This window comes from Allomuricauda ruestringensis DSM 13258 (assembly GCF_000224085.1).
GTDB lineage: Bacteria > Bacteroidota > Bacteroidia > Flavobacteriales > Flavobacteriaceae > Flagellimonas > Flagellimonas ruestringensis.
In genome coordinates this window covers 3,171,969-3,195,039 of sequence record NC_015945.1, presented here as the reverse complement: position 1 = coordinate 3,195,039, position 23,071 = coordinate 3,171,969, and the positions used below count along the sequence as shown (strand labels likewise).

The 23,071-nt window shown below is 38.1% G+C and carries 21 protein-coding genes and 1 pseudogene; 10 read left to right on the top strand and 12 right to left on the bottom strand.

Going from position 1 to position 23,071, the window contains the following annotated elements:
• Nucleotides 1-13: 13 nt before the first annotated feature.
• Complete coding sequence (locus MURRU_RS17475; protein ID WP_014034201.1) at nucleotides 14-3,985, bottom strand: response regulator; 3,972 nt, start codon at nucleotides 3,983-3,985, stop codon at nucleotides 14-16.
• A 391-nt stretch (nucleotides 3,986-4,376) separates the two neighbouring features.
• The gene (locus MURRU_RS17975) at nucleotides 4,377-4,610 is read right to left on the bottom strand and encodes a hypothetical protein (protein WP_187289857.1); all 234 of its coding nucleotides are present in this window, start codon (nucleotides 4,608-4,610) and stop codon (nucleotides 4,377-4,379) included.
• Between MURRU_RS17975 and MURRU_RS14365 the strand changes: the two genes are divergently transcribed.
• Nucleotides 4,609-6,348 (top strand): LTA synthase family protein, encoded by a 1,740-nt coding sequence (locus tag MURRU_RS14365; protein ID WP_187289856.1) that lies wholly within the window; start codon nucleotides 4,609-4,611, stop codon nucleotides 6,346-6,348. The two genes, MURRU_RS17975 and MURRU_RS14365, sit on opposite strands and share 2 nt — an antisense overlap.
• Before the next feature lie 2 nt (nucleotides 6,349-6,350).
• Here MURRU_RS14365 and MURRU_RS14360 read toward each other — a convergent pair whose 3' ends face one another.
• The 5 genes from MURRU_RS14360 to MURRU_RS17845 form a co-directional block, all read right to left on the bottom strand.
• Nucleotides 6,351-7,472 (bottom strand): hypothetical protein, encoded by a 1,122-nt coding sequence (locus tag MURRU_RS14360; RefSeq protein ID WP_148261522.1) that lies wholly within the window; start codon nucleotides 7,470-7,472, stop codon nucleotides 6,351-6,353.
• A gap of 20 nt (nucleotides 7,473-7,492) precedes the next feature.
• On the bottom strand, nucleotides 7,493-8,806 hold the full coding sequence (locus MURRU_RS14355) for a YaiO family outer membrane beta-barrel protein (RefSeq protein WP_014034198.1): 1,314 nt from the start codon (nucleotides 8,804-8,806) through the stop codon (nucleotides 7,493-7,495).
• A 627-nt stretch (nucleotides 8,807-9,433) separates the two neighbouring features.
• Nucleotides 9,434-10,618, bottom strand: a complete 1,185-nt coding sequence (locus tag MURRU_RS14350; RefSeq protein ID WP_222835045.1) for an acyl-CoA dehydrogenase family protein — start codon at nucleotides 10,616-10,618, stop codon at nucleotides 9,434-9,436.
• Nucleotides 10,619-10,733: 115 nt separating this feature from the next.
• Nucleotides 10,734-11,222 (bottom strand): nuclear transport factor 2 family protein, encoded by a 489-nt coding sequence (locus MURRU_RS14345; protein ID WP_014034196.1) that lies wholly within the window; start codon nucleotides 11,220-11,222, stop codon nucleotides 10,734-10,736.
• 202 nt (nucleotides 11,223-11,424) lie between these two features.
• Nucleotides 11,425-12,543 carry a nickel-binding protein gene (locus MURRU_RS17845; RefSeq protein WP_014034195.1) on the bottom strand — a complete coding sequence of 373 codons (1,119 nt, stop codon included), beginning with the start codon at nucleotides 12,541-12,543 and terminating at the stop codon, nucleotides 11,425-11,427.
• A 637-nt stretch (nucleotides 12,544-13,180) separates the two neighbouring features.
• On the opposite strand from MURRU_RS17845, the gene MURRU_RS14330 reads away from it, so the two are divergent.
• Nucleotides 13,181-13,573: a DUF1801 domain-containing protein gene (locus MURRU_RS14330; protein ID WP_014034194.1), complete on the top strand. Its 393-nt coding sequence runs from the start codon at nucleotides 13,181-13,183 to the stop codon at nucleotides 13,571-13,573.
• Between the two features lies 1 nt (nucleotide 13,574).
• On the top strand, nucleotides 13,575-13,940 hold the full coding sequence (locus tag MURRU_RS14325) for a DUF2200 domain-containing protein (protein WP_014034193.1): 366 nt from the start codon (nucleotides 13,575-13,577) through the stop codon (nucleotides 13,938-13,940).
• Between the two features lie 280 nt (nucleotides 13,941-14,220).
• Here MURRU_RS14325 and MURRU_RS18265 read toward each other — a convergent pair.
• Nucleotides 14,221-14,464: pseudogene (locus MURRU_RS18265) on the bottom strand (IS1182 family transposase); the annotation flags it as partial.
• Nucleotides 14,465-14,711: 247 nt separating this feature from the next.
• The gene (locus MURRU_RS17465) at nucleotides 14,712-15,221 is read right to left on the bottom strand and encodes a DoxX family protein (protein WP_014034192.1); all 510 of its coding nucleotides are present in this window, start codon (nucleotides 15,219-15,221) and stop codon (nucleotides 14,712-14,714) included.
• A gap of 96 nt (nucleotides 15,222-15,317) precedes the next feature.
• Here MURRU_RS17465 and MURRU_RS14310 point away from each other — a divergent pair, with 96 nt between their 5' ends.
• Nucleotides 15,318-15,680: a winged helix-turn-helix transcriptional regulator gene (locus tag MURRU_RS14310; protein WP_014034191.1), complete on the top strand. Its 363-nt coding sequence runs from the start codon at nucleotides 15,318-15,320 to the stop codon at nucleotides 15,678-15,680.
• A 127-nt stretch (nucleotides 15,681-15,807) separates the two neighbouring features.
• Here MURRU_RS14310 and MURRU_RS14305 read toward each other — a convergent pair whose 3' ends face one another.
• A complete protein-coding gene (locus MURRU_RS14305; protein WP_014034190.1) occupies nucleotides 15,808-16,338 on the bottom strand; it encodes an NAD(P)H-dependent oxidoreductase in 531 nt (176 codons plus the stop codon).
• A 96-nt stretch (nucleotides 16,339-16,434) separates the two neighbouring features.
• On the opposite strand from MURRU_RS14305, the gene MURRU_RS14300 reads away from it, so the two are divergent.
• Nucleotides 16,435-16,791, top strand: a complete 357-nt coding sequence (locus MURRU_RS14300; RefSeq protein WP_014034189.1) for a winged helix-turn-helix transcriptional regulator — start codon at nucleotides 16,435-16,437, stop codon at nucleotides 16,789-16,791.
• Nucleotides 16,792-16,857: 66 nt separating this feature from the next.
• Here the strand turns inward: MURRU_RS14300 and MURRU_RS14295 are convergent, their stop codons facing one another.
• Nucleotides 16,858-17,247 (bottom strand): winged helix-turn-helix transcriptional regulator, encoded by a 390-nt coding sequence (locus tag MURRU_RS14295; protein ID WP_014034188.1) that lies wholly within the window; start codon nucleotides 17,245-17,247, stop codon nucleotides 16,858-16,860.
• Between the two features lie 91 nt (nucleotides 17,248-17,338).
• Between MURRU_RS14295 and MURRU_RS14290 the strand changes: the two genes are divergently transcribed.
• The 5 genes from MURRU_RS14290 (at nucleotide 17,339) to MURRU_RS14270 (ending at nucleotide 20,626) form a co-directional block, all read left to right on the top strand.
• Nucleotides 17,339-17,986 (top strand): NAD(P)H-dependent oxidoreductase, encoded by a 648-nt coding sequence (locus MURRU_RS14290; RefSeq protein WP_014034187.1) that lies wholly within the window; start codon nucleotides 17,339-17,341, stop codon nucleotides 17,984-17,986.
• A gap of 137 nt (nucleotides 17,987-18,123) precedes the next feature.
• Nucleotides 18,124-18,576 (top strand): helix-turn-helix domain-containing protein, encoded by a 453-nt coding sequence (locus tag MURRU_RS14285; RefSeq protein WP_041801579.1) that lies wholly within the window; start codon nucleotides 18,124-18,126, stop codon nucleotides 18,574-18,576.
• A 43-nt stretch (nucleotides 18,577-18,619) separates the two neighbouring features.
• Complete coding sequence (locus MURRU_RS14280; protein WP_014034185.1) at nucleotides 18,620-19,054, top strand: VOC family protein; 435 nt, start codon at nucleotides 18,620-18,622, stop codon at nucleotides 19,052-19,054.
• Entirely contained in the window at nucleotides 19,035-19,490 is a 456-nt protein-coding gene (locus MURRU_RS14275) for a DUF1569 domain-containing protein (RefSeq protein WP_222835042.1), read from the top strand. Before MURRU_RS14280 ends, MURRU_RS14275 begins: the two co-directional genes overlap by 20 nt.
• Nucleotides 19,491-19,615: 125 nt before the next feature.
• Nucleotides 19,616-20,626 (top strand): helix-turn-helix domain-containing protein, encoded by a 1,011-nt coding sequence (locus MURRU_RS14270; protein ID WP_014034182.1) that lies wholly within the window; start codon nucleotides 19,616-19,618, stop codon nucleotides 20,624-20,626.
• A gap of 262 nt (nucleotides 20,627-20,888) precedes the next feature.
• On the opposite strand, the gene MURRU_RS14265 is transcribed toward MURRU_RS14270, so the two are convergent.
• Nucleotides 20,889-23,042, bottom strand: a complete 2,154-nt coding sequence (locus MURRU_RS14265; protein WP_014034181.1) for a xanthine dehydrogenase family protein molybdopterin-binding subunit — start codon at nucleotides 23,040-23,042, stop codon at nucleotides 20,889-20,891.
• Between the last annotated feature and the right edge of the window lie 29 nt (nucleotides 23,043-23,071).

The following is a 23,071-nucleotide window of genomic DNA, read 5'->3' as shown; positions in this document are numbered from 1 at the left end:
TTGTAATATTTTATTACGACAAGAATTTTAATAAAATCTCTTTCAAGGTTTCATATACTACAGGTTTGGTAACATAATCGTCCATTCCTTGTTCCAGACAACGTTCTTTTTCCCCCTTTAAGCCTCTTGCGGTAAGAGCAACAATAGGAACATGGGTCTTAGTGCCTTCTTCTATTTCCCTGATTTTTTTTGTGGCGTCGTACCCGCTCATGATGGGCATCTGGATATCCATAAAAATAATATCGAATGCTTGTTGGGTAAAATATTCAACTGCCTCTGAACCGTCGTGGGCCTCAACAATCTTGGATTTGGGTACAATTTTTTGAAGCAAGGTTCTGGCCAAAAACCTGTTTACGGGATTGTCCTCGGCTACTAGTATGGAAGGCTCCCAACTTTCCAAGCCCTTAGTAGGTTTTTCCTCGGACGGGCCAGTGCTCATGGAACCATTGGACCTTCCTACTTTTTCCAAAATTGCCTGTAAGCTCCTCAACATTATAGGTTTTGACATGTTGAATCTGACCCCATACGTATCACATGCCTTTTTAATGGCCTCATCTTCTATCGAACTGTGCAATAGCATTATGGGCAGCTTATCGGCATTCAGGTTAAATTTTTCCCTTACATGTTGCACCACCTCCACTCCATTAAGGTATGGCATATTGTAATCTAGGATCATCAAATCAAAGTCCTGATTTTTTTCCAGAATTTCCAATGCCTCTATACCATGGATAGCAAGCTCTGACTCAATTTGGGATAATTTTAGCATATCCCGTAGTATAATTCTATTGCTCTGATTGTCATCGACTACCAACACCTTTTTCACCTTTGATTTTATAGATTTATTGTCCAAAACAGTTTCATCCTCGGTTTCAAATTCAACCACGAATGAAAATGTACTCCCTTGATTGACTTTACTTTCCACTTTTAAACGACTTCCCATAAAATTCAGAAGGCGGTTACTAATGGTCAATCCCAGTCCCGTACCCCCAAACTTTTTAGTGGTCGAGGCATCTTCTTGGTCGAAAGCATTAAAAATCTTGTCGAGGCTATGTTCCGAAATCCCCACTCCAGTGTCCCTTATGGAAAAAACGAAACACTTCTTTTTCACATCCTTGGCCAATTCAGACTTATATCTCACTTTTAGTTCCACTTCCCCCTCATTGGTGAATTTCACCGCGTTGCCCATAAGGTTGGTAAGTATTTGCCGTAGGCGTACTGGATCGGCATACACGTAACGATCAATATCAGCAGAGACATCAAGTAAAATTTCAAGTCCCTTGGCATGTGCTTGGTGCTTTATAATGTCCGCAATCTGATCACAAAGTTCCAATAAATCCACTTTTTCGATGCTCAATTCCAACTTGCCTGCTTCTATTTTGGAAAAGTCAAGTACATCATTGATGATATCCAGTAGATGGTTTGCTGAGTTGTAGACCGTGTGCATATATTCTTTTTGACTTCCTGATAATTCTGTTTTCATCAAAAGATCTGTAAATCCGATCACTCCATTCAATGGGGTCCTGATTTCATGGCTCATATTGGCCAAAAATTCCGACTTGGATTTACTCGCCGCTTGTGCCTTTTGTTTTTCCTTGACCAATGAATGTTCGTACATCTTCATTTTGGTAATGTCCTGGAAAATTCCGTATACTTTCCCATTTGGCTCGGAACCTTGGGTCCTCCCAATGACCCTTACCCATTTTTTTCTGGAATCTGCCGCTGTTATTTTCAATTCCATGTCAAAGGAATTTGATTCTTTTAAGGAAAGTTGGATTGCTTGAAGCAACTGCTCCGAATCTTTCTTTCCATAAAAAGAAAGCATATTATTTAAGCTAGGTGTATGATCTTTGGGTACTCCGTATATCTTTTTGGTGAGGGGGCTACAGGCCAAGGTATCATTGATCGAATCATATTCCCAGCTTCCTATTTTTGCAATCTCATTGGATTCGTCCAGCATATCCTGTAACCTCAGTCGTTCCATGATATTTTCCTTGAACTGGGTAATGTTCGCCGTAAACATGAGCAGCCCTCCAACCTCATCAGGTTTTTTGTACCAGGGTTTGATCTCCCAAGTTATCCATTGTTTTGAGCCATCTGCTCTTTCAAAAACAGCCTCATTGCAGTTGTTCACAGCACCCTTTAAACATTCTTGGTGTATTTTTTTCCAATCATCATCAATTTCCGGGAATACGTCATAGTGAGACTTCCCAATAACACTTTCGGTTATGTGGTAGTCTTCCAGCCATTTTTTGGATGCGGCCAAATAGACCATATTGGTGTCGAACATTGCAATGGCAGTGGGTGCCTCATCGATGAACATCCTATTCTGTTCTGTACTTGCCTCCAAGGCCAACTCATACGTTTTTTGTTCGGTAATGTCCCAATTTGTACCAAGCATTCTTATCACCTCTCCATCTTTATCTAAATATACCGAGCCCTTACCCCTAATATAGCGTATGGAACCATCGGGCCAAACAATCCTAAAATCATCGTCATAAGGCGTTTTTTGGGAGATGGAATTTTCCAATATCTTCAAAACACGATCAAAGTCATCCTTGTGGACATGATTCATCCAAATTGAAAACTTTATGTTTACCCTTTCTTTATCAAGACCATAAATACTATACATGGTATCGTCCCATTCTATGGAGCCATCTTTGATATCATAGTCCCATATCCCAATGATCGAAGCATCGAGAGCTGCCAAAACTTTATCATTGGCCAACCTGTACTTTCTTTCTGCCTCTACCCTTCGAGAAATATCTCGAAATGCAACTATGGTCTTATTTCCTTTTGGTGATATAATAGAGTTTAAAGCCAATTCCACAGGAATTTTATTCCCTTTTTTATCCAAAAAATCAGTCTCAATAAAAGAAGTTATATTTTTATTTGCCAAAACTGGACCAAGACCTCCGGATTGGCCGTTGGTCTCCTTAAAATCTTTGATATGCTTTTTATAAAGGTGTCCCAGTTCTGTGGAAACAAGGGAACTTATATTGTTGCCTATTAAATCTGATGACCGATAACCAAAAACCTTGTTCATTAAGGCATTGGATAAGAATATTTTACCTGAATCATCCACAATGACTATGGGATCTGGTGTAGCATTCAAGTAGGTACTTGTGGCATTGAGTTCCTGTTCAGCTATTCTTCTATCCTGCTCCAATATGTTTATCGACGGTACCGCTATCATGAGAATAAACAGAATCGCCATAATATATGCGGCCGATAGTATCGCCAAAGAGAATCCAGTTCCAAAATATCCCGACTTGAAGATTTGGAAGACGATATATGACAATATTAGGGAAACAATAGACATTTGCAGGAACAATCTTCTAACAATGTGGTTTCCAATTCTTCTTCCAACAAAAAAGTTCATAATACCATTCTTTGGTATCATCAGGGAAATGGCTAGGCTTGCCAAAAGAAATCCAAATGCAGTATGAACAGCCATTGAAGAAATAAAGGCAATTTTTTCTTCTGCAGGAATTTGAAAAAAATAAATGGTAATTACCAAAAAAGAGAAAAAGGCAACTGCTTGGGAAAGATATGCTGCAAATACCAGAACTTTAGGTTTCCCTATCATTATCAATAATAGTGATATGCTCAAGAGTAAAAAGGAAAGAGAAGTAGCGGAGGACATTCTCCCTGGATGTAGATTTCCCAAAAGTATCCCTTGTTGGTCGGGAACAAATAACTCATCCAGTCCAAAACTAACTCCAAAAACATCTTGGCTTAGGGTTGCAATTCCAATTACCAATAAAATCCCATTTACTATATGGGCGGTAGCCAAATTAATATGCTTTATAATAAATATAAGTACTACTCCTAAAAGCATAAAGGAGAGTGCCGTATTAAACTTCATCGTTGGTAGGCCCGATACAATTTGGGTCAACAGTTCAATCTGGAGTATCCATCCGAAAATGGCCAAAATTGACACCGTGATGATTACTATAGCAATTATGAAAATTATTTTTTTGAACATTTCAACATTCCTTATAAACAAGTAACGTTTTACTTACAAAATATTGTAATAAACACTACGTTATTAAGTTAAGCGTGCGTGAAATATTTAGAGATTTATCTATATTACTTTCATAATCGTTCGCTTATTGCAATACTATAAATTTGTAGAAAAGTTATCCAAACGATAGTGACATCCTCAATCTGAATATGAGCAATCTTTATTGGATTTTAATCTTCTAGATATAGGAGTTATACTACATAACATATTGACTTTTGCATTGCCAAACCTAATTTCTGCAGTATCAATATTCCATCAATGTCCAGGTCATTTCGAAAAAAATCGAACTTTACTTTATGAAATTAATCTTGCCTAATAAATCAAATTCCAAAATTCTGCACTATGGCAGCTACTACATACAATTGGCCCTTGCCTTTATAAGCTTAATGTTATTGTTCCGGGTAGGTGAGATTTTCATATACAAAACTTCCCATGATCTTCCTACAAGCACTTTTGACTTACTACTATCTATGTGGAAAATGGATTTGGTATTTTGTCTTCGATATCTACCAATTCTATATTTTTTGTTCGTTGTAATCTCGTTGGCCTCTTTTAAGGTAGCCAAATGGACGTACAACGGTTTCATGCTACTATTTTTTATTCTAGAATTAGTTTTTATCTTCTATTACAAATCTTCCCTTGTACTCCTTGGAGCCGATTTGTTCAGCTACTCCCTTGGCGATATCATACAGACAGTGGGTTCTTCTGGAAGCATTTTTGCCATTGTGGTTCTTGCAATTATAATCGTATCGCTTTTTAGTATGTGGTATCTTTGGTCCATTCCCAGGAAAATAAAGTTGAACCTCAAACCGGCAATCCAGGTCGTATTGTGCTTTGCCTTGCTTTCAATTGGCCACATCACACAGTTTAAAAGTCAAGAGAGTGCGTTTGAAAAAGAAATAGTTACCAACAAAACAATACATTTTGTGGATGCTGCCCACAACTATTTTTCCACCAAAGAGGTGGAAACTGATATCTATGCCGACTCCTATTTGATCAATACCATTTCATCCAAAATGGGGAAAAGGTTGACCTATCTTCAGAATACTGATTTTCCGTTTCTTCATAAGAGTGTCGAAGAAGATGTGTTGTCACCTTTTTTTAAAACCGACAGCATCAGTCCAAATATTGTTTTTATCCTGGTTGAGGGCCTGGGGAGGGCTTTCTCTGGGGAAGATGCATACCTGAAGAGTTTTACTCCTTTTCTGGATTCCCTATCACAACAAGGTTTATATTGGAAAAACACTTTGAGCAATACTGGCCGAACGTTCGGGGTACTTCCCTCTATTTTAGGGGCCCTCCCATTTGCCGAAAATGGCTATTTGGATCTAGGTGCCAAAATGCCCCAACAACTTTCGTTATTGAACTTATTGAAACCTAACGGTTATAGAACAAGTTTTTATTATGGTGGCAATGCTTCCTTTGATCAAATGGACCTCTTTCTACAACAGAACAACATTGATTTTATTTTTGACGAGTCCAGTTTTGACAAGAGATACAAGAAGCTACCAAGTTCCAGTAATTTTAGTTGGGGGTATGGAGATAGGGAATTATATGCCCATTATTTTGAGACAAAGGAAAAAATAGAACCAAAACCATCGTTGGACATTATTCTTACCCTGACGAGCCATTCCCCCTTTCAACTCAATGACCACTCCAAATATTTAAAGCTATTTGAAGATCATCTTAACAACCTTGCTTTATCGGAAGCATCCAAGGACAAATACAGAATATATGCCGATCAATATGCCACGATCCTCTATGCTGATGCTTCCCTAAAATGGTTTATTTCCGAGTATGAAAAAAGGGATGTATTTCGCAATACCATTTTTATAATTACCGGTGATCATCGCTTGCCCGAAATTCCTATGCGGAACAAAATAGATCGCTACCACGTACCCCTTATCATTTATTCTCCAATGCTCAAAAAAACGAGCACCATTTCTTCCGTCTCTTCTCATTTTGATATTGCTCCCAGTCTCTACAATTTTTTGGCCAACCGATACCAATATGGTAAACCAAGCATGAATAGTTGGCTTGGTTATGGCTTGGACACGCTCCAAAACTATAGAAATCTTCATGTTATTCCTCTAATGCAAACCAAGGCGGACCTGCTTGATATTGTGGTTGGGACCTATCATTTGAATTATGTTAATTTATATCAAATGGACCAGCACCTGGACGAGACCCCTATTGAAAACGAATCCATCAAACTAGAAGTACAAGCGATATTTGAAGCATTTAAAAGGAGAAACAACCAAGTTTCCAAATTGAAATCCATGATTCCCGATTCAATATTGAGAACTTATTCAATGCCTCAATAAAATTAATTTCCATCGGCACATTCCTCCAAGATATTTTTCAACAAAGGTTTATAGAAAAATGTATAGAATTCATTACTGTGGGCCATTTCATGCTCTTCCCCAAAAATATACTGTAACTTATCGATTCCCTTGAAATAGGAAGTCCACATAGGGCTGTGACCATTACTGAAATCGCCTGCTAAATATTTAAATCTAAAATTTCCTTTTTTATTGGAAACAATGGCAGGGAATTCATTGGGAATGTCCAATTCCCTTAATTTTTTATGACCGCTATCCGATACGTCAAGTTTAAAATTGGCATCTGCTTGGTTGATACTGGTATCGATATCGATAATCTCAAACCAGAAAGAGTAAGCTGTTTTCTCTGGAATCCCATATTTTTTGCGTGCTCCTTGGGTGCTCCAGATAATCGGATATGCTGTTTTAAGATCCTTCCCGTCCAATACCAAAATCTGATTTCCTTTCACCAATACTATCCCCGTCCCATTAAAGTCCCATTTCTTTTGGTGTTCTTTTTCAAAATTATCTTTGACCCAATTGGGTATATCCTTATTTTTTTCCAAATCCAACTCTGAAAAAAAACGGCCGGTCCATCCTGTCCATCTTAAATGGAACTCATCCTCAAAATCTTTTCTGTTTTCAATGGTGGTTGGACCACCCAGTAAATCAAATTCTGCTACAATATGTTTGTTCTTGGCCTTCATCAATCGTAAAAATTGGATGTCTTGGGAACTCAACCCTCCATATAACACCCCATAAGGCTTTTCATCTCCATACCAGTCCACGTTATAAACGCCATACGTATCAAAGTAATAGGCCATTTTACAGTCTGTACTTAGTTGTTCCAATTGTTCATACGAAAACCTTTCCAGTCCCTTTACTTCATAAGAAACATCGTTGAGGGGATGAAACCCAAAGTAATCTCTTTTGGAGTCGTACAGTTCCTTGGAGGTTTTTGTATATTTATTATTGTTCAAAATCCATGTCAGGGAAAGATGGTCAGCTCGAGATTTATTTAAAATAGATTTATCTATTATGGCTATTACCAGTTTTTGTTTTGGTGTGCCCAACCATATGGCATACATCACAAATGGTACCAATAGGATCATTATAATGAAAGTCAAAGCAATTTTTTTGACCACAATTAAAACCTTTTAATGTATCCGATTCCCAACGTATACTGATTTCCCCTTGAATCAGGAGCATATTCAATATTTTCATAGGTGAGCTCGGCATAAATGATATGGGTCTTAGCCAAGAGTTTTCGGTAGCCAAGAGCAACATTTGTAGAGGTGAGCTGTGTGCTGCTGTCGATAAAAACATTATTGGCAGTGTCATCAGGGGAGAAACCTGTACCCAACTTTAAACCTAAATAATCGTCTGCCCCACCAAAATAGTAGCGAATTGTCAACCCATAGGAATTGGAAAATCCGGCATCTGATGGTGTCAGGTACGTTCTAAAATTAAACCAATAATTTTTATAGTACTTCCCTACTGAAAAAGTGTAAATCCAGGTACTGTTGGAAAAGTACAACCATCTAAACCCAGCGTCCGCCTCAAAAGCTCCTGGAAGATTGGAGTACAAACTAAATCCGGCCCTATATTTGGGAAAAATACCCCTGTCATTTGAAACTCCTCCACTGACATAGGCATAAAATGTATTGGAAATCCTCGGATACATGTCCATCTCAAATTGGGTAGTTCCAGAACCAAACCTATTGGCATAATTGAGACGGCTCGCAACAGACCCCAATTTGGTCTGTCTGGTATAATCGAGGCTCGCTAAATGCCAAGGTTGATCAAAACGTTTGTCAAAGTATACAAAATCATAGGACAACCCTATTTGGTTTAAGGCCGACTCCGATTTTATGGTTTGTATCAAAGAACGTGCTTCAGTAGATTTAGGATTATATTCCAACAAATCGGTCAACACTTGATGCGCTTCTTGGAACTTTTTTAAGTCCCTTAAAATCTTGCTTTTAAGAATCCCTAATTTTTCCGAATCTGGTTTTTTGTCCAAGGCTATGTTTACTATTTCCAAAGCTCGAGGAGAATTATCATTCCAATATTCCATACTTGCGTAGGCCATTGCGGCATCTTCATATCCAGGGTCCCTATCAAAGGCGTTTTGCAAAAAACTCCTGGCTTTTTCGGTTTGATCGGTCCAAGTGTACAAACGTCCCAAGAAAATGATCAGGTCCACATATTCCGGTGCTTTCCGAACAGCATCCTCCATAAGTTGAATTGCTGCACTATAATTATCATTGTCAAAAGCTTCCTCACGGGCCTTTATGAAAAGTTCATCACTTGTCAGTTCTTTCTCATCCTGCGCTTCCAAAATTGAAAAGGATAATAAAAAAATTCCCAAGAGAACACATCTCATTACTGAATAGGAGTAAATTCTCATTTCTTTCATCTGGAATGAACAAACAACCAAAACATAATCCTTCAAAATCATTTTATTCTTTTAACCAATTAAAGAACTTCAAAGTAGGGCATTTATTACATTTTGTGTTTTAAAACTAAATATTTCTTTCAAAATGAACTACCTGATTCAAAAGGAAACATGGTTACATATCTAAGCTAAAGACAGTATTATACAAGCCGATGAGCTGTTCGACAACGGAGAATACGGATTCAATTCCAAGGGCTTATGGTCTATTCCAAATGGGTTTGGTTCCCAACTGCTCTATAATTAGACCTGTAGCAAAAAAGTGACAATTGGATAACAAACAACCGTCCCAAGTAAATTTTATTTTGCACTTACCCCACAAAGTAAAAAGAGTGTTCACTACGTCACTCTTAAACTTTAATAAAATCAACTATGATTTGTATTTCTTAAGTCAGCTTGCAAAAAATGGGCATAGTATACTACCTAAAAATGAAAAAAAGTGAGCATAGTTAAATTATAAAATAAGTCATTGACTGCATTCATTTATAGTAAAATGAAAAGTGCCTCAAACTTTCCGTTTTTAATGGTTCTCATTGTCCGTCTCATCCAACCTTATATAGGAAGATACAAAATGAGCTATTTTAAAGAAAATCAACTATATGTATGCGATTTATTAAATTTTTAAATATGTAATTATCTAGGCTTTAAATCCAAATCCAACCCTAGCATTCCCTTAGCTATTATTTCTCGTGCAAGGTAAGTATTGGCTGGATGAATCTTGGCCAGACGTGCATCACGAAACAATCGTTCAAAACCAGATTGTCTAATAATCCCTGCTCCTCCCATAATATCCATAGCCTTATCTGCTATTCGCCATGAGCCTTCTGATGCATGACATTTGGCCGCAACTATCTTAACACCCCAAGCATCTCCATAATCCTTGCCATTGCTCCAATCCTCAACAATAGTATTTAAATGAGGCTCTATACTTTCGAGTTCCAAAATCATATCGGCCACATCATGCTGTATTAGACCGTTATATGCCATTGAAGGTCTACCTAATGAAATAGAGCTTTTATTCGGAAGCTTCTCCAACACCATATCAACAATATGTAGTGCAAGCCCAAAATATACATTTGAAAACCCAAGAAGAGCCCATGCAAAAATTCCTAATATAAATTGATCAACTCCCTTGAAACCGGCTGGTACCCTTCGCACAACATATTCATTTGGCACAAAAACATCATTCAAAATGGTATCGTTGGATTGAGTGGCTCTCATACCAAGGACATTGTCCCAAGTTTTCTTGATTTCATAATTTTGGGCACTCCTCGGCATAAAGGCATGTATGACCATGGGGTTATCGGGATTACTATTATCTTGACCATGAAAGCCCAAAAAATCCCACACAGGTGACAAACTCCCAAACATCTTATGTCCTTTAAATTTGTACCCCCCCTCTACCTTATTTGCAATACATGTAGAGTACAACAACGGCGAATCATTCCCCGACTCTCCATGACCAGCTGCAAAAACCTTACCCCTGCCAGCTTCTTCAAGTACCCAATCAAGGGAAGTATCCCCAGACCTATGGAGGTCAGCAATCAATCCAGTCCAATAAACGTGCATGTTCAGCCCTAATGCCGTAGGAGCTGCATGGTATGCAAGTTTCCGGGTTAATGCCATAGTTTCTGACATCTTCATACCATATCCTCCATGTTCTTCTGGTACCGACATTAATAGATATCCTGCTTCCTTAAGTTCTTCAAAGTCATCCTGAAAGAAAAGATTGTTAGCATCATAATGAGCTGCCCTTTTTCCACATCTTTCGAAAACATCTTCCAAGTTTTTGTATAAAATATCCTTGGATTTTTTCAAACTCCCTGTCTCCATATTTCTCTGGGTTTTATCAGTAATGTAAATTCAAACGGTTCATAAAATCTCTAATAAATCTCCGCCAACACTTAATATAATGATTCGGATGCAATTCGCTTTATTCCTGATTCAAAGGGGACATATGTTCATGGACAATTTTCCATCCCTCTGGCGTTTTAACGAACAGTAAGGTAAATTGTCCGGTCATATGCAATTTTTCTTCCTCAATGATAGGCACAAAATCTGCATGGAAAGTAACATTGGCCACATTACCATAAACTGCAATTTTAAGGTCGTCCAACTCCCATTTTTCAACATCCGTAAAGGAACCTAAAAACCCTCGTTCAAACTCTTCATTCTCTAAAGACCCAGTCCTTCGTTCGCCATTCTTAAACTCTGTGAACTTGGGACCATAAGCATGAAAGGCAATAAGCTTATCCATATCATTATCCCTTATACTCTGCTCAATACCATCAAGAACAGACATTACTTCTGCCTTGGCTGATGGAAACTCATTTGTAAGGATATCAGTATGGTTACCACCATTATACTGCCCATGAGAAATCGAAAAAATTAAAACGCCAATACCTAAAAATATATTCTTCATCTTTAAAAAATTTAACTGGTTTACACTTTAATAATTAATCAAGAAACAGTTTCTTGACCCTCGAAACATCCATAAAATCAAGGCATTGCCCAACTTTATTGATGAAACCTCCATTCCAAAATTAGAAGGATAATTTTGAGCTAAGTGTAAGTTTTATTCCAAAAGATGGTACTTTGCATCCATTGCAAAGCTTTGATGACAATTATACCGTTTTGATCTTTGATTTTGTACGGTCTATCTCCTTTGAAAGGTCAGCAAATTCCGTTGGCAACAAACGAAACCTTTTTTTAAACGCACGTGTGAAATAATTAGGGCTGTTAAACCCCCGGTCATAAGCAATCTGGGATATTGTTCGGTCAGTGTCCCTAAGGTCAACTAACGCTTTTCTTAAGCGCATCTCTAGTACCAGTCCACTCGGGGACATTCCCGTCAGTTGTTTGGTTTTTCTATAGGTTTGGGTCTTGCTCAGTCCCAAAAAATCATTTATTTGGCCGATTCTAAAACTGGAGTTTCCGCAATTGTTTTCCAGAACACTGCTTAATTCTTCAAGTATGGAAAAGTCCTTAACAGAAATGATTCGTATCAACCCGTAATCCAATTCTTCAATATTGTTGAGGCCTTTTTCAAAAAGAGATTTTGTACTTGAATCTACATAGGCTTTTCTTGTTTGCCCTAAAAGACAAAGTGTTTGCAATCGATGAATGGTGCTTTGAAACAGAGATGACCCTGTGTCGTCAACAGGTTTTCCAGTTATCAAGGCCAAGTTGTATTCAATAGTTTTGGTTTGGCTTAGATAACTTATAATTGATTTTAAGCAATACATCCCATCTTGAGCGTGCAAGAATGAAACCAATATTTTCTTATCTGGTTGCGACACAATCTTACCATCTTGATTTTCTATTATTTGAAAAATTCCTTTGGCCAACGACTTATCATCCGAAGTGAAATGAAATAATGTAATCAACATTAAAGTTCGAAAACCCGTATCAATTTCGCCAGATTTAGTTAAGGCAACATCCCAGCTATTCTTGCCGCCTTCATCACCAATCATTGCATTAAAACTAAAGGTAGGCGTTAATGAAGAAACCTCTATAATATTACATGGACCAACCCCATGTACTTCGGCATGGCTAGAATGAACCGCTTTTTTATTTGGCCCCTCCATTAAACAGAATACTGTTTTTTCTTCAAAGTTTACATAATATTTCTTGTGTGAGACATTGTATTTATTCTGTACTTCCAAGTCCTTTTTATGTGCCTTATCCAAATCCTCTTGGGTTATATCTGGGTCAATATGATGAAGGTCCATATATAGCGGCATAACTGAAGTTTACTGTTTAACAATCAAAACAGTAAGATACTTATTTAATCATAAAATGCAATATTTCAAGGAGGTAGGTGATTCAGTACTCCAACTTTCAGAATACAAGTATGACGATCTAAATTTCTGAAACTTGTTTGGATAGAGGCTGAAAGTAAAAGAAGTCGAATATTTATGTTCAGCCCTTTTCGTAGTGATGACTGAATCATCGACGAAACTTTATGTTGTTAAAAATCATTGTTTTAACACTGCTATCTTGAAGACACCCCCAATAAGAACACGGAAAGTAAAAAACAACTTCTGAACACAATCTTTATGTGTTTATCTATCATTATATCCTCACGGATAGCAACCTTGCAGCTTACCAATGGTTCAAGGCGTTACCCATGCCCATAAGGGAACTTGCACCCTCTAGATCAATCCTTTACCTTTCAGTAAAGAAAGAGATGCCCATGCCGGGCACACACAACGGCTACAAAAAAAAGCTGCTGCTGGTTTGCTCGGAATTCAGTATTTTTCAAAAATGAAAAAGAACACGCCGACAAATCCGCGCTTGTTTTTCCGCTACTTTTTGTAGACGCGGACTGTTATAGGCTATGTAAAACAATAGAAAATCACCACAACGTTCAGTAAAGATATGAACGAAGAAATTAAATCATACAACGACCAACAAACAGCAAATGACAGGGATATTTGCGACCTGCTCGCTCAAACAATAGATAAAGAATTGACAGAAGCAGAAAATAAAATTTGGCACTCACACCCTGTTTGGTTTTTGGACGGCAATCCGACAGTTGGTTATAGTAAACAGAAAAAAGGAATAAGACTAATGTTTTGGAGTGGTGCGGACTTTGACGAAGAGAACCTGAATGTTAAAGGAGCGAAATTTAAAGATGCTTCGATTTTCTATAACAGTGTGACTGAAATAAAAACGGATGAACTAAAACGTTGGTTGAATAAATCAAGACAAATCCAATGGGACTATAAAAATATAGTCAAAAGAAAAGGGAAATTAGAAAGACTTAAATAATATGAAGATAACGCCCGAACATAACGAACGAATGGCAAAAATGACTTTTGCTTCCGTCTATCCACACTACATTACAAAAGTTGAGAGAAAAGGCAGAACAAAAGAAGAACTACATCAAGTCATAGAATGGCTAACAGGTTTTGACGACCAGAATATAAAAGAGCTGATTGACGAAAATGCCACATTTGAAACGTTTTTCAAGCTAGCAAAATTAAACCCAAACGCTCATTTCATAACAGGAGTGATCTGTGGCTACCGAATTGAAGAAATTGATAATACGCTAACCAAACAAGTACGGTATCTTGACAAATTGGTGGACGAATTAGCGAAAGGGAAAAAGATGGAAAAAATTTTAAGAACAGCTTGACAGAATAAAACACAGCCTATAACATCGGTAACCGTTGCACAAGCCCTTGAACAGTGGAAAAAAGACCTGTTCTAAGCTCATTTTAGGGACTTTTGTTTTTAGGCCAGTCTTTGCAACTTGAATTTTGGGTGGCCGAGAAGGGTGAAGAATAGTTTGTCCGGTGCCTTTTCAGCCGTTTCCAAAAGACAAAGGCCCCTACTTCGCTTTTAGAGCTCTTTTTGATGAATTTCAGATACTTTTTGAGATTATAGGCAATGGCCGAAAGATGCATGCACTTGTTGATCAGCCCCTGTTGCCACAAGCGGCGTTTTACACGTTTAACAATATCCCGGTGCTGCTGGTTGTCCTTTCCGTCCGTATGGTAGGCCCTGATGTCCGTGATGACATGGTGGGCCCTATCGACCGTAAGATGTGAGAACTAGTTCAGTTTCCTTGCCTTGTCGGGCTTTACGCTTATCCTGGCCGAGGTCCGTTGGGCTGTAATGGGTCTTGTTGCTGGTATACTTGCTGCCCTTGTTGCCTGCAATGTGGGCGGGGATTGTGCCCCCAAGGAAAAGGAAGAAGAGTTACACGGAGTATTTAAAGAATCCAAGGCTCTTCGGGGGACTCAAAGTCTTGTCCTAAAAGCTATTTGACCCTTCCGGTCCGTTGATCATCGATGACGGGAACTTGAATGCCCGGCTTTGTAAATCTTCCACTTAGAGTGTACTGGTATCATAATAAATCAATTTTGAATTCTTATGGATAGCCCATAAATTGCTTGCTTCATTTTCATTTTTTTTCTATTCTGCCCGAATAGTGGTCCATAGAATATTTTCCAGCTCCTGTAAAGAAAAAACAAATCGATATGGTTAGAAACAAAAGGGCAAGTTCGGCAGAACCTGAACCAAAAGCGCTTTTGCCATCGGCTAGTACAAACCATTCTGGAAAAAACAAATATTTTGAACCAATTCCTTCGGAGGTACCTCTGACAGTCAATCTTAAGAGCGGATCGGAAATTGTTACATGAAAAATTACAGCAACAATCATTGTGATTCCAATTCCTATGGAAGCAATAGGTACAAAAAAGCCAAAAATTAGTGCCAAACCTCCAAATACTTCAAAGAAAGCGGCGCATAGTTGTAGCAACCCTGGAATTGTATCTCCCATCCATGATGTTGGAAAAAAAATCTTGGGCAAACCGTGCATAAACAAAGTAAAACCTGCGATCAACCGTAGTATCATTATTCCCTTTGAACTAAATTCCCCGAGATATTCTCTAGTAATAAGTGCTTTTTTCATTGTTTTTGATTATAAGTTTTACTTCACAAAGAAACTTAGTACATTTAAACAACGCAAGTACCTACAAAATTGTAGGTACTAACAAAATTGTAAGAAATGAGAAAAGAAAATTCGACAAATACACTGAACAAAGAAAATTTAGAATCAAACTGCGGAATGGCCTACGCTATAGGGATACTTAGCGGGAGATGGAAATTGAGTATCATTGGATATCTAATGGCCAATGAAAAACTTAGATATGGTGAATTAAAGCGAAAAATTGAAGGCATTTCTGAAAGAATGCTGATCTCTCAACTTAAAGAATTGCAATCCGATCATTTAGTTGAGAGGATTGCCTATCCCGAAGTTCCCCCAAGAGTTGAATATAAACTTACGGAAAAGGGAAGGTCATTGGACAATATCCTAAATGAATTATCGAAATGGGGAAAAAGACATTATATAGAAAATATCAGTAAATAGCCTTACACTAACGTAAGCAACTTAATAAAAGTAGATATAGGATGCTATTTTTAATGGGATATAGCCCAGGAATTAGCTGATATAACAACTTGTGTGTCATACAGATCAAACATACCGCCAACCAATATTATAAAGAATTGAGAAAGTAGAGATATTTTGGAACACTTTTTTCAATCCATTCCTTTGATGAATTTAGCTCGATTCCATAATAAGCGAAAAATGGACGGTAATCGGCTTTTATATATTCAAAAGTCAACTCAAAAGGACGAAGCAATTCATCCAAAGTGTATTTGTATTTTGCCGTTGGGCTATATTCGTGTTCATCAATCCCGACCGACATCGCGAATGCGATTTTCTTTCCCCCAACCTTATAACCGCTCTTACTACCATAAGCCCAACCATAGGTTAAAACTTCATCAAGCCATTTTTTAAGAAATGGAGGACAATTGAACCAGTAAAAAGGAAACTGAAATACAATTTTATCATACCGTTCTATTAGCTCTTGCTCTGCCGGGACATCAATTTCTTCGTTTGGATAGACCTCGTGCAATTGATGAACATAAAAATTTTCAGGATATTTATGTAACTCTTCAATCCATCTCTTGTTGATTATGGAATTTTGAATATTAGGGTGCGTAACAATAATTAATGTCTTCATATTTTATCAAACTAAATTTGAAAGACAAAAATAGTTTGTAAACAGTAATTTTGCATGTTTGCCACCAATTGTAGGGTACTATAAAAAATGTAAGTAATGACCAAAATAAAAGAAACATCAACACATTTCGAAAACAAAAAAATATTAGAACAGGAGTGTTTGGAGGTATATGCTTCAAATATCATAGGAGGTCAATGGGCTTTATCGATATGTTGCTATTTAATACATGGAAAACATAGGTTCGGAGAATTAAAAAAACGTTTACCAAACATAACTGAGCGAATGCTTACTTTACAACTTAGAAAATTAGAGCAGCATAAAATTGTAAAGAGAACAGTCTATGCGGAAGTCCCACCCCGGGTTGAATACGAACTAACTACAATTGGATATGAGCTAAAGTCAATTATACGGGAGCTTGAAAAATGGGGGAAAAAACATAAAAAACTAGAATAAAAATTACATATTTAGTTAAGCTACCCCTAAACCAAACTGTTTAAAAGTAGCTATAGGACATCACTTCTATTGGGATGGGGACAGGGAATTATACAAAAATTTCCCATTTTCGCTAACAACCTGGTTTCCCCATTCTGTAATCGCTTCCAAAACCGGAACAAAACTTTTTCCCAAATCAGTTAAACTATAAATAACTTTTATTGGCGGTTTTTTTCCATAAACCTTCCTTGATACCAAACCGTCCTTCTCTAATTTTTTTAGCTGTAAACTCAATGTCATTTCAGTAACGGTGGGCATTTCCTTGCGGAGTTCATTATATCTTTTCGGTTTGTTCCTTAAATGGTAAAGTATGACGGCCTTCCATTTTCCGCCCACCAAATCCAAAGTAAGGCTAATTGTACAGGGATATACTTTCCCGTTCAATTTCACACAATCACCGATACATTCTGTGTTCATACTTCCACTTTTTTAAACCTATCCATTTCGATAGTTATTGCAAACAAATATAACTAAAGTTAGTTTTGAAACTAAAATAATTATAGTATAAATGAAAATCCTGATCATTCTGGCACATCCCGAAGCAAAAAGTTTTAATTCGGCATTGTTTGACACTGCAATTGATACTTTAAAAAAAAACGGACATGAAGTAAAAACATCCGATCTGTACAGGGGTAATTTTCAACCCGTAAGTGATGAAAGAAATTTTACACGTTTGAAAAATGAAACATTTTTTAAACAGCAATACGAAGAATTACATGCCGTGGAGCAAAATACATTTTCCATTGATGTTTTATCTGAACAAGAAAAGGTGGAATGGTGTGATATTATGATATGGCAATTCCCACTGTATTGGTTTTCCGTACCTGCAATTTTAAAGGGTTGGATCGATAAGGTTTTCGCTATGGGTAAATTTTACGATAACGGCAAAATCTTTGACAATGGACTCTCAGTCGGTAAAAAAGCCATGCTTTCGATAACAACAGGTGGACCAAAGAAAAACTACATAGCGGAAAAATACGGTGATATGAATTCAATTCTATTCCCAATACATCGTGGAATACTCGAATTTCTGGGGTTTACAGTTCTTGACCCACATGTAATCTATGCTGTGGAACGGCTCACGTTCGATGAACGAAAAGTTGTATTGAATGATTGGTCGGAAAAACTGATGACACAATTGGCCGAATTGGAATAATGTGTAAGAAAGCCATGGGATGAACATCATGGCTGATTTAACAATTCTCTTAATTGTTGGTTGGTTGTTAAGTATTATTAATTAATACGTTATTGGGACAAAAAATTTATAGTTTAGAGTCATTATATCCACTTATTATGATAAAAGACGAGTATCCAAAAGTTTATTTATACAGAAGAATAGTTCAGGCAAAACTATTTATTGACTCGAACTTTATGCATAAAATAGATGTTGATGAGATTTCTGATGAAGCTTTTTTTTCAAAGTTCCATTTTATCAGACTTTTCAAATCCATTTATGGAAAGACACCCCACCAATATTTGAAATCCGTTAGAATTGAAAAAGCCCGACAATTTTTAAAGGAAGGCAAATCAGTTACCGAAGCCTGTTTTTCAGTAGGGTTTGATAGTTTGTCCTCTTTTAGTGGTTGTTTCAAAAGAAGTACTGGGGAATCACCATCCAACTATTCAAAAAATCAAAAGGAGGTCAAAAAGAACATCGACAAAAAACCATTGACGTTTGTTCCAAGTTGTTATGCATATCAACACGGATGGTTGGAAAATAGCAATTTTGAAGAAGTACGCAAATAAACCATTGCTGATATTGCAAACACATTAACACCAAAGAGAAGTGATGATTACAAAAATGACGGTTACCAATGTCAACGTTATCGACCAAGATAGTGCTTATGATTTCTATGTGAACAAATTAGGATTTAGGGTAGTAGATGATATTCCAATGGGGCCGGGTACTAGGTGGTTGACCGTTTCGCCGCCCGAACAACCCGATTTGCAAATTGTACTGTTCCCAGTTACCGTAAGCAAAATGTTTCCCAAAGAGGTCGCAGAAAATTTAATTGAACTAATTAAAAAAGGCGTATTTGGCTGTGGAGTATTGACCTGCCATGACATCTACGCAACCTACGAAGAACTAAAAAGCAAGGGAGTGGAATTTATTAAACCACCGACCAAGGAATTTTATGGAACAGAGGCATTGTTCAAAGACGATTCAGGCAACTTCTTTTCCCTACAACCCATAAATAATTTCAATGATGAAGAACATTCATGATCCCGTGGTCAGAGAGCAACTCATCGAACGCATTGAACAGCTCGATGGGGACAAGAAAGCCCAATGGGGAAAAATGACCGTTTTTCAAATGCTCAGGCATAACAACTATTGGAACGGCTGGATCCTTGGCACGGAAGACCACACGTACAAGCAGGCATTTCTAGGGAAGATATTCGGTAAAACGGCCTTGAAAAGAACGATCAAGGATGAAAAACCCTTTGACAGGAACATCCCTACCCCGCAGCAGTTCAAGGTCAAGGAACTATATGGGGACCTAGAAGCTGAAAAGGCAAAATGGATCTCATTAATCCACCATTATGGTAACTACAGTAACCCTAATTTTGTGCATGGTTTTTTTGGAAAAATGACCAAAGAACAGATCGGTATATTGGTTTACAAGCACACTGATCATCATTTGAGACAATTTGGAGTTTGAAAAACAAAGATTATGATTTGGTACTTTCTTAACTATTCCAATAGTGTTTATAACATATATTTTGATAGGATCTTTAAAAAAAATATTGACCGAAAAAAGGTGGCAGATTCTACTACACTATAACAATGAGTATTTGGCAGATTTTAATCAGTATATTTTGTGGTGTTGGGCTTTTTCAGGGTCTTGTTTTGGCCGTTTATCTTATTGGTAGAAGTAAGTTCAATTTATCACCTTCATTGTTTCTTGGTGTGATGCTTATCGGCATTGCCTTCAGGCTTGCTAAGTCCTATTTTGTGTTTTTACCTATGGAGAAATATCCTATATGGGGTGTTTTAGCCGGAGCTGCAGGTTTGTGGCTTATCGGTCCTTCCTATTTTTTATATCAGAAGTGTGTTCTTAAATCTGTAGTGACCAGAATACATTTTCTTCACTACCTCCCTGCATTTATCATCATCGGATTGGGCATTTTCAATTGGGGCGACTATATCATCAGTTTTTATTATATCGGACTATTACAAATGGCCTTGTATTTCGGAATTGGATATTATTTCGCCAAATACCGCAACACCGGTCCCCTCCCCGACCATTTTCCTGTTTTTTCCATCAGTGTGCTTATCTTGCTAGTCTGTTTTGTAGTACAGGCTTACATCGAAGGAATCACGGTCTATGCAACCGGATCTGTTCTGGCCGTTGTTCTGCTGTATTTTATCAGCTATAAAATACTTCAAAATTCGTCGCTGCTAAATGATGTTTCCAATGGAAAAACACTGAATAAAGACGAGGTGGACGAAGTGATTTCCACACTTAATACCATTTTTGAAAAAGAAAAGCTACATCGGAGCAAAGGACTCACTGTCGCGGACGTTTCCCGGGTTTCCGGTCATGCTTCCTATCGCGTATCCCAGGCCATCAACCAAAAACTCGGGCTTCGATTTAATGACTACGTGAATAAATTCAGGATAAAAGAAGCTACTACACGCTTAAAAGATACAACGGCCAATGACAAGGTGGAAGTCATTGCCGACGAAGTTGGGTTTTCTAGCATGTCTTCCATGTATCAGGCTTTTAAAAAAGAAACCGGACTCACACCCCATGCCTACAGACGTAGGTATTTAACAGTGACTACAACTGACTAGCTCATTGTTTTCAAAGAAAACAGTTTTGTCCTAAATAAATTTTACCTGTTCTTTTTTTAGCTCACGCCCTTTTCTATTTTTAATTTGAGTTCGTGAACCTCCGTTATCGGTTTCCATTGATGAAAAACCGACCAAAAAATCTAGGTTGACGTTAAAAACACCCTTTGTCCATTGCAATATTCTGACGATTGAAAATTCAGAAGAAAGAACTTTGCAAAAGCTTATTCATTTGAGAGACGGGAAGACAACGGATTTTTTATGCTTAATTTAGTTTGATGTTGGATAAATCCATAGGTAACTTCCTAAGCCTAACTCCTGTTAAATTGAAAATAGCATTGTTGAGAGCCGGAGCGATAGGAGGCAAAGCAGGTTCTCCCACTCCACCCGGGGTGTCTTGGTTGGCGATGATATGTGTTTCCATTTCCGGGGCTTCATGTATGCGCATCAGTTCGTATTGATGAAAGTTTTGCTGTATACAAGCTCCGTTTTCATAGGTGATTTCCTCTTTGGTCGCCGCACTTAACCCCATAACAATACTACCTTCCATCTGTGCACGTACCATATCTTCATTTACAAAAAGTCCGCAATCCAAAACAGATACTACTTTCTTCACCCTTACGCCCTGTCCTTCGGAAACAATAAAGACACAGGCAGCAGAAATACTCTCAAACGATTTCCAGATGGCAATGCCACGAGCAATTCCTTCCGGCAGGGCTTCGTGATAATTTGCTTTTTCAGCTAATGTGTTCAATACCAAACGATATCGTTCGTCTTCAAGGATTTCCAATCGTGCTTTTAGCGGGTCTATTCCCCCAAGGTGGGCGAGTTCATCGATAAAACATTCCTGTCCGAATGCAAAACTTCCCGCATAAACAGACCGCCACCACATGATGGGAATATCTGCCGCCACTCTGGTGAAGCTGATTTTTGTATGATCGAGCACATATTTGTTATTCTCAAAGCCTATTTCCCTTCCTAGGCCTTCATCTACTTCACCTACTTTTGGAGAGCCGTCCAGTTGTCCGGCTATGCTTTCACCAATAGCATGATGATGTAGGCCCGTTATTTTCCCGTTTTCAACCGTGCCCTGTAATTTGGAAAGCGAGCCCGCACGGTATGGTCCTTGTGAGATGTCCTCCTCCCTGGTCCATGTCACTTTTACCGGTTTCTGTATTTTTTTGGAAAGCATGCCCGCTTCCAAAAGAAAATCATGATAGGATTTTCGTCCAAAAGAGCCCCCCATTAGTTTGACATTCACTTTTACATGCTCAAGGGGAACCTCCATATATTCTGCCATTTGGTCTTTAATCTGTCCAGATCCTTGTACACCGGCCCATACTTCTACAGTTCCATTGTCTTTTACCTCAACAATTCCATTCATGGGTTCTATTGAAGCATGTGACAAAAAATTGGATTCGTACAACCCTTCAGCTTTTATCCTTGACTTTGTAAAATGCTGATCAAAAGCTCCGGTTTCAGAATATAAGGCTCCCGGATTATCAGCTGCTGCGTATAAGCCTTCTGAATAGTCTTGTGTGCTCAGGTGATCTCCTTCATCTCCCCATTCCACTTGTAATGCCTTTTTTCCCTGCATTGCCGCCCAAGAAGAGTTGGCTATGACGGCCACTGCATCAAATTTGGTATAAGGCATGGTGCGTTCACATTTCACCACATCGATAACGCCATTCACTTTTAATGCTTCAGTAGCATTGATGGAGACCACTTTTCCTAAAATCGTAGGGGAATGCAATATGGCAGCATGTACCATTCCCGGCACTTGCATATCGATACTATAGGTTGATTTGCCTGTAATCCGTTCAATGACATCCCCTCGTTTATGGCTTTTTCCTATTAATTTAAATTCAGATTTACTTTTCAATATAGGGTTTTCCGGAACTTCTAAAGTAGAAGCCAGCGTCACCAAATCCCCGTATTTGAATTTTCTATCATCAATTCTGTTATATATATGGGCATCTTCCGCATAACATTCTGCCAATGGAATTTTCCAGCTTCGGCTAGCTGCATTCAACAACATTATCCTTACTGCTGCCCCAGCTTTCCGAAGGGGTTCCCACGATCTTCTCACTGCTCCACTTCCTCCCGATATCTGAGGGTCGTATTTTGCCTGTCCGTCACTTGGTATGATGCGTACCTCTTCCAGTCTGACTTCAAGCTCTTCAGCAATCATTGCAGCCGAAGCCTGAATGGACCCTTGCCCCATGTCCGGATTTGGATTTACCAGTGTGATGTTACTTTCGGTATCGATGTGTATAAACGGTGATAGTTCATGGGAAACACTACCTGCCTCAACACTGAAAAGCCTGGTTACATTGCCTACCGTAAAACCAACGGCCAGGCCTGATGAGACCATCAGGGTATTTTTTATAAAATTTCTTCGGTTTGTTACTGGTGTCATAGCATTTGCCTTTTTAAATCCCACTAAGC